The sequence below is a fragment of the Melittangium boletus DSM 14713 genome (assembly GCF_002305855.1).
Classification (GTDB): domain Bacteria; phylum Myxococcota; class Myxococcia; order Myxococcales; family Myxococcaceae; genus Cystobacter; species Cystobacter boletus.
Genome location: NZ_CP022163.1, coordinates 5,839,757 through 5,852,425 on the forward strand (window position 1 = coordinate 5,839,757; position 12,669 = coordinate 5,852,425).

Annotated in this window: 12 protein-coding genes; 4 read left to right on the top strand and 8 right to left on the bottom strand. The window is 67.6% G+C overall.

All coding sequences use genetic code 11. From position 1 onward, the window contains the following. Position 1: 1 nt before the first annotated feature. The 7 genes from MEBOL_RS24505 to hflX all read right to left on the bottom strand — a co-directional run bounded on the left by MEBOL_RS24505 (position 2) and on the right by hflX (position 6,911). Complete coding sequence (locus MEBOL_RS24505) at positions 2-1,105, bottom strand: AAA family ATPase (RefSeq protein ID WP_095979727.1); 1,104 nt, start codon at positions 1,103-1,105, stop codon at positions 2-4. Between the two features lie 171 nt (positions 1,106-1,276). Further along, entirely contained in the window at positions 1,277-1,771 is a 495-nt protein-coding gene (locus MEBOL_RS24510; protein ID WP_095979728.1) for a hypothetical protein, read from the bottom strand. Positions 1,772-1,781: 10 nt separating this feature from the next. Continuing rightward, on the bottom strand, positions 1,782-2,660 hold the full coding sequence (locus tag MEBOL_RS24515) for a DUF2381 family protein (protein WP_095982977.1): 879 nt from the start codon (positions 2,658-2,660) through the stop codon (positions 1,782-1,784). Positions 2,661-2,794: 134 nt separating this feature from the next. After that, entirely contained in the window at positions 2,795-3,259 is a 465-nt protein-coding gene (locus tag MEBOL_RS24520; RefSeq protein WP_095979729.1) for an NUDIX hydrolase, read from the bottom strand. After that, entirely contained in the window at positions 3,256-4,548 is a 1,293-nt protein-coding gene (locus tag MEBOL_RS24525; protein WP_342747657.1) for a DUF2380 domain-containing protein, read from the bottom strand. Before MEBOL_RS24525 ends, MEBOL_RS24520 begins: the two co-directional genes overlap by 4 nt. A gap of 228 nt (positions 4,549-4,776) precedes the next feature. Then, complete coding sequence (locus MEBOL_RS24530) at positions 4,777-5,205, bottom strand: hypothetical protein (protein WP_245918813.1); 429 nt, start codon at positions 5,203-5,205, stop codon at positions 4,777-4,779. Between the two features lie 53 nt (positions 5,206-5,258). Next, on the bottom strand, positions 5,259-6,911 hold the full coding sequence (gene hflX / locus MEBOL_RS24535; RefSeq protein ID WP_095979730.1) for a GTPase HflX: 1,653 nt from the start codon (positions 6,909-6,911) through the stop codon (positions 5,259-5,261). Between the two features lie 170 nt (positions 6,912-7,081). Between hflX and proB the strand changes: the two genes are divergently transcribed. Next, positions 7,082-8,209, top strand: a complete 1,128-nt coding sequence (proB, locus tag MEBOL_RS24540; RefSeq protein ID WP_170115580.1) for a glutamate 5-kinase — start codon at positions 7,082-7,084, stop codon at positions 8,207-8,209. A 39-nt stretch (positions 8,210-8,248) separates the two neighbouring features. Here proB and MEBOL_RS24545 read toward each other — a convergent pair whose 3' ends face one another. After that, positions 8,249-8,719: a hypothetical protein gene (locus tag MEBOL_RS24545; protein WP_095979732.1), complete on the bottom strand. Its 471-nt coding sequence runs from the start codon at positions 8,717-8,719 to the stop codon at positions 8,249-8,251. Between the two features lie 334 nt (positions 8,720-9,053). Here MEBOL_RS24545 and MEBOL_RS24550 point away from each other — a divergent pair, with 334 nt between their 5' ends. From MEBOL_RS24550 to MEBOL_RS24560, 3 genes are read left to right on the top strand one after another with little or no spacing between them, the layout of a single operon-like run. Further along, positions 9,054-10,073, top strand: a complete 1,020-nt coding sequence (locus MEBOL_RS24550) for a helix-turn-helix transcriptional regulator (RefSeq protein WP_095979733.1) — start codon at positions 9,054-9,056, stop codon at positions 10,071-10,073. Then, entirely contained in the window at positions 10,070-10,993 is a 924-nt protein-coding gene (locus MEBOL_RS24555) for a helix-turn-helix transcriptional regulator (RefSeq protein WP_095979734.1), read from the top strand. Before MEBOL_RS24550 ends, MEBOL_RS24555 begins: the two co-directional genes overlap by 4 nt. Positions 10,994-11,000: 7 nt before the next feature. Then, positions 11,001-12,620, top strand: a complete 1,620-nt coding sequence (locus MEBOL_RS24560) for an FHA domain-containing protein (protein WP_095979735.1) — start codon at positions 11,001-11,003, stop codon at positions 12,618-12,620. The last annotated feature ends 49 nt before the right edge of the window (positions 12,621-12,669 follow it).

The following is a 12,669-nucleotide window of genomic DNA, read 5'->3' on the forward strand; positions in this document are numbered from 1 at the left end:
GTCAGCGCTCTCCCAAGACCCATCGCCACTCCGGATCGAGACTCCAGAGTTGTCCCGCGGTGAGGGTTCCGCGCGCCTTCTCCGCTTGTGGATGCTCCGACAGAAGCCGACAGGCCACCGAACCGTCCTCGTGCTGGGCGAACACGCGAACATCAGAAGGGTCGAGCGCGTCGAGGATGTAAGGCGAATGGGTGGTGGCGACGATCTGGATCTCCGGAAAGTGCTCGAGCAGGCGCTTCAACTCGCTCACCAGCTCCATCTGGGCCTGGGGGTGAAGGGACTGGTCGATATCGTCGAGCAGGATGAGACGCGGGCGCTTCGGACTGAAGAGAGCGGTCAGCAGCGCGAGCGTGACGAGCGTCCCCTCGCTGGCTCCGTGGGCCGGGACATCGGCGGCCCCTTTGAAGTCGATGAAGACCTTGTTGCCGATCCGCGGCTCATCGGAGGGAGCAAGAAAGAGCGAGGACTGCATTTTGACGCGCCGGATGCGAATCCGCTGAACGCTCGGGACGATCTTGCGCAACTGCGACTCGATCTGCTCGAAGAGTTCTTCACGCTCGAGTTTCAGCGCCGCGAGAACGACCGCGATGTTTCCTCCATCTGCTTTGACAGCGGGGCTCTCTTCGTCGCTGTACGCAGCGGCGGCGATCCGGTCCGCCTCGAAGCGGTAGAGCACCGCCGGACTGACGAGTGATGCGAGTCGACTACCCTGCGCCTCTTGCTGCGCGTGCTCGAAGGGTTTGGCGTCCGTCCCCACATGGCCTTCGTCCTGCCCATACGACCAATCGATCTTGAGTCCTTGGCGGTCGCCTGGTGGCTCCGGGGAGAAATGGAGGGAGAGCTTCCAAGGCCGCGCGTCGTCCATTCCTTCCATGGAGAGGGTGATGGGCGCCTGCTCCGAGCGGCGCAGGAGGTCCTGCGGACTGAACTCCCCCTGGAGGACATCCGCGGGCTTGTTCTCCATGAGCCTGGAGATCAGGCCGAGCGCCTGAAGCACACTGGTTTTTCCAGCGCCATTTGGACCCACGAGCACGGTCAGGCGTCCCAGGGGGACGGTGGTGTCTCGGTGGCCCTTGAAGCGCCGGAGTTGAAGGGACGTGATCATCGCGGGGGCTTTCCGTCGTTCTTGAGGGGCCAACCTAACAAGGCCCCGCGGCGGGAGGTATGGAACAAGAGCGTACCGCTCTCCACGAACAACGGGCGCCCTTCGCGCTTCTCGACGTTGGCGTGGCTGCCCGAGCTGGTGCACTGACCGCGTGCCCGGTGAGAGACCGGGCTATCTGAACGCATCCACGATGAAGACCGCCGCGGTCGTGGCGTCGAGGAGGGCGGTTCCAGGCTTGGAGTCGGGCCGCTTGCGTAGCTGACCCATCCCAAGGCGCGCGACAGCACAGAGCGGGATCTTGTTGCCGCCATTCATCGGATGGGCCTCGTAGTACCGGATGACGACTTGTTCTCCTTGGGTCCAGACGACGCCGTAGAGCCGCGATGGTGCCTCAATGAGACCGAGATCGCCCTCAAGCTGGCTCTCGATAGGTCCATCGTACAGCGTGATGGGGCGAGCTGACTGGTTCGCGTCGATCTGCACTACGGCTGCCTCACCGACGAACAGGCGCAGGTAGTTCATCACCTTGCGCGTCTCCTCAGAGCACTCCTCCGGCCCCGGTGTTCCATCCGCACGAAGCGACACTCCGCCAGCGGAGGTTACACACCCGGACAACGTCAGGATCAGGACGGCGCAGGACGAGCGCACAAGCTGAGTAGAAATCATGCCTTCGCTCCTACTGCGCAACGAGGTCTGGATCTAGCTGGACGAGGACCTGTCGAAGTCCATCGTGCCGGTAGAGTTCAAGGAAGACCGAGGTTGGTTTGCCATCCTCCATGAACGCGCTCCTGTCGGCGACAATGGCGATAACGCCCGACTCACCGGGGGCAATCGTGGCGAGGCTCGAACGCGCGGCGACAGCGCGCTCACGACCGCTGGCGACGGTCAGGATACGTGCCGACTTCATGCTCCAGGGCTGTTTGGAGGATAGATTCCTGACGCGGAAGACGACCGCTGCCTTGCCCTTTCCCTTGTACAGGGTTGCCCTGATGTCGATGCCGTCATCCTGACCATCCTCGTAGCGCGCGAGCTTGAACGGCGTCTGTGCCAATGCGCCCGAGGTCAGCAAGGCGGCCAGGGCGTGGTCCTCCGAGTTCTCCTCCTTGCGATAACGCGCGTTCTCCTCGGTCAGGGAGTCATTCTCCTCGAGGGCGCGCATCAAGGCTCCGTGCATGGCCGGGAAGCTCTTCGGGTCCTCGAACACGTTGACCTGTTGGTCCGTCCAGGACCACGTTTCATGCCCCGTGGGTCTCAGGAGAAAGGCCACTTCCGTTCCATCCACCAGCGTGACGGCCAGGGGGATCGCCTCATCGGAGTCGAGATCGTGGATGGGCTCCAGCAGGACCTTGTTGCGGACCACCGCCAGCGGCTCGAGCCGACCCTCCCAGCCGATCATCTTCGTCTTGTCCGGGTCCACGGCCTTCTTGAAGCGGAGCGTGGTGACGACCTGTCCCTTCACATAAACGCGGTGAGTGGGTCGGTCAGGGTGCTCGGAGAGAAGGATGGGACGAACCGCGGGCTTCTCCGTCTCACGGGCGGGAGCCGCCGACGTCATGAGGACCACGAGGGGGACGAGTGGAAAACATGGCCTGGGAAGTCGCATCATCCGGCCAACTTATGAAGGCGGGTCTGGGGACGTCAAGCCGTTGGTGACGCAACGCAGGCACAGGCCGCTTCGGTGCATTCCGCTCAGACTTCCTCGTCTGGCAAGAGGGTGAGGAGCAGTTCATCGTCGGGTCCGAGCGGGCGCCAGCCGGGCGGAGGTGGCGCGGCGCGGAGCGCCGCCCTGGCCTGCTCGACGCGCTTCTCATGGGTTTTTGGGGTGTACGCGGACCAGAAGCTGAGCGCCTCGGCAACGGCGAACCGGGCTTCGTCGTCCATCACGGTCGGCCAACCATCGGGCAGATTTTCGGAAAATTCGCGCACGAACTGCCCGCGTACCAGGCGTGTGAGCTGATGGCTCCGCTCCGCCTCGGCCACCAACCCGCTGAATACCTGCACTCCGGCGAACTCCCCGAGTTCCTCGGCCAGCGCCACCAGCGATGCAGTGGGGCGCGCCTCTGCGAAGGCGGTGAGCGAATCGTAGCCCCGCTCGCGAACCCGCTCATACAGGCGGGTCTTCCACTTGCCATCCCAGGGATGTCCCTCGCTCATCGCCCTCTCCACGGAGTGAAGGTCATTGGGATTTCGTAGCGCTTCATGTTTTTGGCGGCAATCCTCAGGATCTCGTTCCGCGTCAGCATCCGGCCAGCGTCGGTCTCGGCGTCGCGCAGCACCTTCATGATCATCTGGTTCCACTCGTCGGGCCATTGACGACCCAGGTGCCAACTGCCGCCGCCATGGAGTGCCTCGTGGTGGGCTTGCTCCATTCTGACGCAGAACTGGTCGATGCTCATCTCGCCGGTGAAGCCCCGCTGCTCGAACCACTTACGGTGCTCTCGTGGCAGGACATGGTGTCGCGGTGGTTGGGCCATGCCGGCCCCCGCTTTGCCAGTCTCGTGCATGCCGCGCACCTCGGGTCCTTCGCCCAACGCGTCGCGCACGCTCTGCGGCAACTCGTCGTGCCGTTGCGACATCATCACCTGGCCAGCGTGAATGCGCACAGTGGCGCTGACGGCTGGAAGGGAGATGACACCCGCCTGAACGAGTCGGCGCATCATCTCCACCCATTCGGCGGAGACGACCACTTGGGTGCCCATCATCACGCCGTCGGTTCCCACCATGAGGCCCACGCCAAGTAGCGCGGGAGCGGCGGGTGGCAGTCGCGGCAGCGTCAGCTTCATCGTTGGGGCCATGACGAGCATCTCCACGAGCTGCGCCGCCAGGATGACCTGACCGCCGCGCTCGGTCGCCACGCGCACGGCCTCTCGGGTTGAATGGAACTCGCGGGTAAGCTGGCCCATCACTCCGGGGAGTGTTCCCGCGGTGGCTTCGACCTGCTCGGGCTCCAGAGAGGCGAGTGCCGTCATGGAGGGATCGAGCCTCTTGTGTACACGGTCCGTGTCCACGAGTAGCTGCTCCACGCTGTAGAGGGGGTACTTCTGGAGCACGACATCGACGAGGTTCAGGTAATCAAGCCAGGCGGAGAGCAGCAGGGCTCCGGACATTGAGGCCTCAAGCCGTGGGCCGGAGAGGCGGAGCAGGGCGAGCTCCATGTCCGGGTCATCGACCTCAGAGGCTGCGTGAGCGAGTTGATTGGCGCCACCGAGCGCGGTGCGGAGCCATTTCAGTTGCTGTGATCCATAGGCGACGTAGGGGGTGAACACACCGTTGGCCCGGCCGCTGATGCCCGCCTGGCGGGCCTCAATCAGGGAGAGTGAGTCGGCGATGCGGCGTGTGGAGCCGGACACATCTTCAACGGCACCGAGGACCGCTTGACGGGTCGAGGTGGCGCTCCGCGGTCTGGACTCCTCGGCGCTTTGGGGGACCGCGCCGCTCATCATGGCTCTCGCCCCTCTCCCAGGATTCGTCCGCGTCACGTCCTTGGAGGAGCCCCGACGTTGCACTTGTTCCGGGGAGTGTTCCAGGCGCAGCTCATGGCCAAGCGGTGGTGTCAGCGACGCGCAGCCCGTGGCGAGCAGGGCGACGACCCACAACAGGCTCGCCCACCAACATCGTCCCGAGTCGGTGCTCGGGAACTGGCTCCTTGCCCACGGATACGAAGGTCGCACTCAGTACCGGCTGCCGATGCCCTTGACCCGCCACACCGTCTGGCGCTGGGTGGTGGTGTGCGAGACGAGGACGTTGTCCTGCTGCATCTGATCCAGCAGGCGCACGAGCTTGCTGCGATCCAACCCCGTGGCCTCCGCGAGGTCCGGTGTCTCCAGCCCCGCGGGGTAGCGCCGCAGCTCGTCGACGATGAGCTTCTTGAACTCGAGCTTGGCGGCACCATCCATGTCCTGGGCCTTGGAGGCCTGGATGATGGCCCAGGACACCAGTGCCAGCACCAGCAGGGCCAGGGCGGGGTAGATGATGTGGCTGTTGCGCTCCAGCACGTCGAAATAGCTCGGGTCCACCGACGAGGCTGGCTTGTCGGGACCCGGGTCGAGGCCGGGGATGGAGATCTGCGCGAGCAGGAATAGGGCGGAGGAAGTCAGCACGGCCCCGGAACTGTAGAAGGCTCCGGAGCCGCCCGCAACCTCACGGCTTGGGGCTACATGACGCCCAGGTGCTGCGAGGCGCCCTCGGCGAAGAGGGTGGTGTCCGCCTTCGTCAGGAGAGCGGCCAGGCCCTCGCGCTGCGCGGCGCTGATGGCCACGCCGCCCCGGGTGCGCAAGAGCGCCTCCACGTCCTCGGCCGACAGCAGGTCCGCCTTGTTCCACACCATGAGGCGCGGCTTCTGCATCAGCTCCAGCGATTCGAGGATGTTCTCCACGGCCGCCACCTGCTCGTCGCGCGCGGGGTCTCCCGCGTCCACCACGTGCAGGAGCAGGTCCGCGTCGTACAACTCCTCCAGCGTGGCGCGGAAGGCGGCCACCAGGTCCTTGGGCAGGTCGCGGATGAAACCCACCGTGTCGGTGATGATGACCTCGCGCTCCTGGGGGAAGCGCAGCCGGCGGCTGGTGGGATCCAACGTGGCGAACAGCTTGTTCTCCGCCAGCACCTCGGCGCCGGTGATGGCGTTGAGGAGCGTGGACTTGCCCGCGTTGGTGTAGCCCACGATGGAGATGACCGGCAGGTCGCGCCGGTTGCGCTGGGCGCGGCGCACCTCGCGCTCGCGCGACAGCGAGTCGATGCGCTTCTCCAGGTGGTTGATGCGCTCGCGCGCGCGGCGGCGATCGATTTCCAGCTTCGTTTCGCCAGGGCCTCGTCCGCCGATACCGCCCGCCAGGCGGCTGAGCGAGGTGTCGCTCTGCACCAGCCGGGGCAGCCGGTACTTGAGCTGGGCGAGTTCCACCTGGAGCTTGCCCTCGGCGCTCTGCGCCCGCTGGGCGAAGATGTCGAGGATGAGCTGGGTGCGGTCGATGACCTTGAGGCTCGTGGCCTCGCTGATGTGGCGGCCCTGCGAGGGGGTGAGGTCCTTGTCGAAGATGAGGACGTCCGCCATGGCCTGCATGGAGCGCAGGTTCAGCTCCTCGAGCTTGCCGCGCCCGATGAGGTAGCGCGGGTCGGCCTCGCGGCGCATCTGCAGCACGCTGTCGAGCACCTCGACGCCGGCGGTGCGCGCCAGCTCCTTGAGCTCGGCGAGGCTGGCCTCGGCGGCGGCGCGGTTGCCATCCAGGCACACCGCCACGAGCAGGGCCTTGTCGCGGCCGGAGACGCGGTGCGCGGCGGCCTTGCGGTTGAGCTCTTCCTCCAGCGCCTCCAGGGTGTCGAGCACGTCGGGCTGGCCGTCGTGGACATCCGGCAGGGTGGTGACGCTCCAGAAGTTGCCGTCCCCGTTCTCGGGCACCAGGTGCGCGTAGTGCAGCACGCCGGGCAGACCCGTGTCGCCCACGCCGATGGCGGCGACCATGTCCAGGCGCAGCAGCGCGAGGTCCGTCAGGTCGTCCTTGGTGAGGGGTTCGCTCTTGAGGTGGGTGTGGACGAGCCGCAGGCCGCGCAGACGCACCTGGCCCGCGCGGGCACGGCCGATGTCGGGCAGTTCCAGCTTGTGGGCGTTGCCCACCACGACGTGTTCGATTTCCCCCTTGCGGTTGAGCAGTACGCCCACCTGTCGGTTCGTCTCCCGGGACAGCTCGGTGAGGTGGCGGGCGAGTTCCGGGGAAACAATCTCATGGGGCGACACGCGGCGCCGATAGGTGTTGCGCAAACGACTCTGTTCGCTTGCCTTGAGGCCGAGGGTGTTGCCGTAGATGTCCTTCAAAAGTGTCCTTCTCCCACGCGGAAGAGAGGGCGCCCGCGTTTCGCCGTCAGCCTGCTTGTCTGTTCCAGGAGCATAAGGGCTCCCTGGCCGGGTTTCATCCCCGGGTGCTTTGAATGCCGACCTCGTACAACACACCCCCGCGGCCCGCTCTTCCGGCGTAGCCTGGAGGGGTGAGCCTTTCGGGACGAGACGCGGTGCGCGCCGCCCGGCGCGTGGTGGTGAAGATTGGAACCAATGCCCTCACGAACGCCACGGGGCGTTTCAACCGGGCCCATTTCGAGGCGTTGAGCGAGGATCTGCTCTGGGCCGCCCGGGATCGGGAGCTGGTGGTGGTGTCCAGTGGCGCCGTGGCCCTGGGGATGGAGCGGCTGGGGCTCCCCACTCGGCCCAAGGATATTCCCGGCAAACAAGCCTGCGCGGCGGTGGGGCAGAGCCGGCTGATGCAGGCCTATGAGGAGGCCTTCGGCCGGGCGGACCGGCGCGTGGCCCAGGTGTTGTTGACGCACGGAGACGTGCAGGACCGGCGGCGCTACCTCAATGTGAAGCACGCCCTGGAGCGCCTGCTCGAGGCCCACGTGGTGCCCATCATCAATGAGAACGACACCGTGTCGGTGGACGAGCTCAAGTTCGGTGACAACGACACCCTGGCGGGGCTGGTGGCCGGAGGCGTGGAGGCGGATGCGCTCATCGTCCTGTCCGACGTGGAGGGGCTCTACACCGCGGATCCCCGCAAGAGTCCGGATGCCCAGCTCCTCACCCAGGTGGACTCCGTCACGCCGGAGCTGCTCGCCCTCGCGGGGGGCTCGGGCAGCCAGGTGGGCACGGGCGGCATGGCCACCAAGATTCGCGCCGCCGCGCGCGTCACCGAATTGGGCGTGCGCTGCGTCATCACCTCGGGCGCGGTGCCGGGCCGGTTGCGCGCGGTGCTCTCCGGCGAGAGCGTGGGCACCCTCTTCGAGACGCCTGGCAGCCGGCGCAGCGCGCGCATGGCGTGGATCGCCCACGCGCTCAAGTCCAAGGGTCGGGTGTTCGTGGACGCGGGCGCGCGCATGGCCGTGGTCACCGCCAAGCGCAGCCTCCTGCCCTCCGGAATCCGTTCGGTGGAGGGAGAGTTCGGCCGGGGAGATCCGGTGGATCTGCTGGACGAGCGGGGCGAGGTGTTCGCCCGGGGACTGAGCGCCTACGACGCCGGGGACCTGCGGCGCATCGCGGGGCTCAAGAGCACCGACATCGAGTCCGTGCTCGGCTACCGCTACATCGACGAGGCCGTGCACCGGGACGATCTGGCCGTCCTCTAGGCCCGTCCTCCCCTCAGGGAGGAGGGCTCAGCGGAGGGCTCAGATGGGACGCGCGGTCCCGGGCTCCTCGGCCTCTTTCGACAGGTCCATCAGCGCCCGGAACTCGGGCGAGTCCACCTTCATGAGGAGCAGGGACACTTCCAGGTCCCCCGGCCAGCGGCCGAGCTGCACCCGGCGCTCCTGTCCGTGCATCAGCGCCACGTCGGACGAGTGGCCCTTGATCTCCGGCAGGATCAGGTCCAGCTCCAGGTGGAACATGCTGCCCTCGGAGGTGGGGGTGAGCACCAGCCGGTAGTCGGGGACCTTGGCGCCTGGCTGGCGCCGCTCGGCGCGCACGGTCCGGCCCGTTTCTCCCAACAGCTTGGGCTGGGCCACGAGCCTTCCCTCGCGCCGGACCTCCAGCGCGAAGTACAAGGGCTCGGCCTCGGCCTGCTTCGGCAGCGCCCAGATACAGACCCATCCCACCAACGCCAATCCCAGGAAGGCCTTCTTGATCATGGCGCGCGTCATGTGGATCCCTCTCCGGTCAGGCGAGCCGCCTGGTGGTCTGGTGTGTCGGCGGACGAGCCCGCTCCGGTCCATTCCGTACGGTGTTGATTCCTAGGAATATCTCAGTTGACCGCCGTTCGCGAGACTCCCTTCCGCGCTTGGCCCCCCAGCGAACCGAGGTCGTTTCCCCTCATTCATGGCCCTACCTGCCTGCCCGTTCAGTAAAAAGTTGTCCGAGCGCTCGTCTCGCGGGTAGATCCAAGGGGTTGGGAACCCGCACGGGCCCCCGCCTGTTCTCCAGGATTCCTCGCCTTGACCCCACGCGTCGCTTTTGCGCATTGTCGAAAACTTCTCCATGGACCGGACCGAACGTCTCCTTGATCTCGTGGCGCTGTTCCTGGACGCTCGGGAACCCATTTCCTGGGGAGAGCTGCGCGAGCACTTTCCCGAGGACTACCGGGGCATTTCCGACGATGCCGCCGAGCGCAAGTTCGAGCGCGACAAGGCGGAGCTGCTGGAACTGGGCTTCCCCCTCACCTACATCCAGGGCGACGACGAGCGGCGCGACGGCTACGTCGTGGACCGTGACGCCTACTACCTGCCCGAGGTGAACCTGACCAAGGAGGAGCTGGCGGTGCTCTACGCCGCGGGCAGTGCCGCGCTCACGTCCGGGGCCTTTCCCGGCCGGGACGACCTGTCGCACGCCCTGCGCAAGATTGGCTTCTTCGCGGGCGACGCGCTGCCCACCCCGGGCGTGCGCATGGAGCTGGGCACCGAGCAGGATGGCCCGCAGCTCGCCGCGCACCTGGAGCAACTGTGGGGCGCGTGCGCCACGCGCAAGTGGGTGCAGATGTCCTACCGCTCGCCCAAGCGTCCCGACCTCACGGAGCGCAAGGTGGACCCCTACGGGCTCGCGCTGCGCCGGGGCATCTGGACACTCGTGGGCTACTGCCACCTGCGCCAGGGCGTGCGCACCTTCCACGTGCACCGCATCCGCTCGCTCAAGGCGAACACCTCCAAGCCGCGCACGCCGGACTTCGAGGTCCCCGCGGGCTTCTCCTCCGACGACTACGTGGCCAGCTATCCCTGGCAGCACCGCTTCCATCCCCGGCTGGACGCGCGCCTGCGGCTCACCGGCGAGCTGGCCGGGCGTGCCGCCACGCTCTTTCCCGGCGCCGAGGTGACGCCGGCTCCCGAGGGCGAGGGCGTGCTCGTGACCCTGGGGGTGACGTTCCTGGATGGTCTGCTGCGCTTCTGCATGCAGCTCGGGCCGGAGTGCCGCGTGGAGTCGCCCGAGGCGGGACGGCAGGGCATGAAGGACATGGCGGCGCGCATCCTCCAGAAGCACGCGCCCCGTTCGGAGGTGGCGGCATGAGTGTCCATGAACGTCTGCGCCGGCTGCTCTTCCTCGTGCCCTACGTGTCCTCGCGCCAGGGCATCACTGTGGAGGAGCTGGCCCGGGCCCTCAACGTCAGCCGCGAGCACCTGCTGGCGGACCTGGACCTGCTCACCTGCGTGGGCCGGCCGCCCTTCAATCCGGACGACTACATCGACATCTACGTCGAGAACGACCGCGTCTACGTGGACCTGGATCAGCGCCTGTCCGCCCCGCCGCGCCTGACGGTGGGCGAGGCGTCCGCCCTGGCGGCCTCGGCGGAGTTGCTGCGCCCGGCGGCGGGAGACGCGCTGCGCGGCGCGGTGGAGAAGCTCGAGCGCGTGCTGCCTCCGGGCGCCGGAGAGCGCTTCCGCGAGATGTACCGGAAGATCGACGCCGCCGTGGACGCGCCCGACGCCCTGGGACCGCTCACCCAGGCCATCCATGGCCGCCTGGAGGTGACGTTCGACTACGCGGCCCAGGGCCGGGACGCCGCCGAGCCCCGGCGGGTCCAACCCCACGAGCTGCTCAGCCACCGGGGCCAGTGGTACCTGCAGGCCTTCTGCCTCACGCGCCAGGACGACCGGCTGTTCCGCGTGGACCGGATGCGCGGCCTGGGGTTGACGTCCACCCCCTTCCAGCCGCGCGAGGGCGCCCGGGCCGAGGTCCCCAACCCCGCCCGCCGGGACGCGGATGTGCGCGTGCTCTTTTCACCCCTGGTCGCTCCCTATGTCCGGGAGCGCTTTGGCGAGGAAGCCCGCCTGCTCGCGGACGGCAGCGTCGAGGTGCGGGTCGCCGGAGACAACGAGCGCTGGCTGACCCAGTGGGTGCTATCGTTCGGGGGCGAGGCCGAGGTGCTCGAGCCCGCCTCGATTCGCGCGGCGGTGGCCCGCGCTGCGAAGACCGCGCTAGGAGTTTGAGGGTTTCATGAGCTTTCAGTTGACGATCGCCGAGGGCAAGGAGGCCGGTAAGGAGTTCGTCTTCGAACTGGATTCCGTGCTCATCGGGCGGGTGTCCGAGTGCGATGTCGTCCTGTACGACTCGGGGATCTCCCGCCGCCACTGCCGCGTCTTCGCCGAGGCGGGCGCCTACTTCGCCGAGGATCTGGGCAGCTCCAACGGCTCGCGCGTCAACGGCCAGCCCATCAAGCCCAATGGGAAGCAGGCCCTGGTCGACGGGGATCAGCTGACGCTCGGGCCGGTGGTGTTCGTCTTCAAGCGGGTGGCGGCCATGGACGAGAACGAGTCCACCGCGCCCATGCCGGAGGCGGGTGGCAACAGCACGCGCATCGTCTCCGTGAACGCGGTGGCTCGCCGCCAGCGCAACAAGGGCGAGGCCCTGGCCCCCGAGGGCGCGGACGAGGCGCAACTGGGCGCCGCGCAGCGCTCCGCCACGCGCGCCATGCCCGCCATTCGCCGCACGGGCGCGCAGCCCGCGCTCCCGGAGGGCGCGCCCCCGCGTGCCTCCCGGGCCTCGTCGGGTTCCGCCGCCGCCCTGGCGCGGGCCTCGGAGTCGGCTCCCACTCCGTCCCGGCGTCCGGCCTCGGGCGCGGTGGCGCGGGCCTCGCGCAACGCGCCCGGCGCCCTGTCCGCCGCGGAGCGCGCCCGCATCCGGCGCGAGGCCCCGGGCCTCGTGGGCAACCTCAAGCTCTTCTGGCTCGAGGCGAGCCCGCCCGTGCGCCAGGGCCTCATCGCCCTGGGGGGCCTGGGGGTGCTCGCCCTGGTGGGTCTGCTGTATTGGGCGGTGCTCGGCGAGGAGGCCAAGGTGATGCGGGGCCCCGAGCCCAAGGCCTTCAGCAGCATCAACAGCAGCGAGCAGATCATCACCGACTCGTTCGGCCTGGGCGACGACGTGGATTGGGCCAACGGGGACCAGAAGACCTTCGAGTTCGAGTACACCTCCGCCACGCGCACGCTGGCCCTCCTCCATTACCAGGCGCAGGGCATCTCCGAGGGCGAGGTGGTGGTGACGATCAACGGCGTGGACCTGGGCAAGGTGCCTCCGGACACGCTGGCCAGTCAGGACCGGGTCCTGGAGATCATGATCCCCTGGCAGTTGCTCAAGAAGGGGGAGGTCAACCGCATCACCTTCGACAACACGCGCAACCCGCCCGGAGAGGACTCCTGGCGCATCTGGAACCTCTGGTTGGAGCGCGTTCCGCTGCCGGAGCTGTCCCCCGAGCAGATGGTCGAGGAAGCCACCAAGGCCTACAAGCGCGGGCGCAAGAACCTGGACACCGTGAACGTGGGCGCGCGCAACGGCTATGAGGCCTGGAAGTCCTTCCGCGAGGCGTGGCTGCTCCTGGAAGTGCACCCCGAGCCCCGGCCGGACCTTTATTACGAGGCCCAGGAGCGCATGCGCGAGGCGCAGACGCTGCTCGACCGGGTGTGCTCCAAGTTGATGCTGGAGGTGGAGCGCTACGCCAACCAGAGCAACTGGGAGGCGGCGTCCGCCACGTTGGATCACACCCGTGACTACTTCCCGGAGAAGACGGGGCAGATCTGCGCCCAGAAGGCGGAGATGAAGCGCGAGGAACTGGGGCTGTAGCCGGGCCTCTGTCCGGAGGTGGACACCCTCGACCTCCGGACGTTGCCTC

Coding starts and splice junctions, on each gene's coding strand:
- MEBOL_RS24505 (WP_095979727.1), bottom strand. CDS start 1,105: ATGATCACGTCCCTTCAACTCCGGCGCTTCAAGGGCCACCGAGACACC.
- MEBOL_RS24560 (WP_095979735.1), top strand. CDS start 11,001: ATGAGCTTTCAGTTGACGATCGCCGAGGGCAAGGAGGCCGGTAAGGAG.
- MEBOL_RS24510 (WP_095979728.1), bottom strand. CDS start 1,771: ATGATTTCTACTCAGCTTGTGCGCTCGTCCTGCGCCGTCCTGATCCTG.
- MEBOL_RS24520 (WP_095979729.1), bottom strand. CDS start 3,259: ATGAGCGAGGGACATCCCTGGGATGGCAAGTGGAAGACCCGCCTGTAT.
- MEBOL_RS24555 (WP_095979734.1), top strand. CDS start 10,070: ATGAGTGTCCATGAACGTCTGCGCCGGCTGCTCTTCCTCGTGCCCTAC.
- MEBOL_RS24525 (WP_342747657.1), bottom strand. CDS start 4,548: ATGATGAGCGGCGCGGTCCCCCAAAGCGCCGAGGAGTCCAGACCGCGG.
- MEBOL_RS24545 (WP_095979732.1), bottom strand. CDS start 8,719: ATGACGCGCGCCATGATCAAGAAGGCCTTCCTGGGATTGGCGTTGGTG.
- MEBOL_RS24515 (WP_095982977.1), bottom strand. CDS start 2,660: ATGACGTCGGCGGCTCCCGCCCGTGAGACGGAGAAGCCCGCGGTTCGT.
- MEBOL_RS24550 (WP_095979733.1), top strand. CDS start 9,054: ATGGACCGGACCGAACGTCTCCTTGATCTCGTGGCGCTGTTCCTGGAC.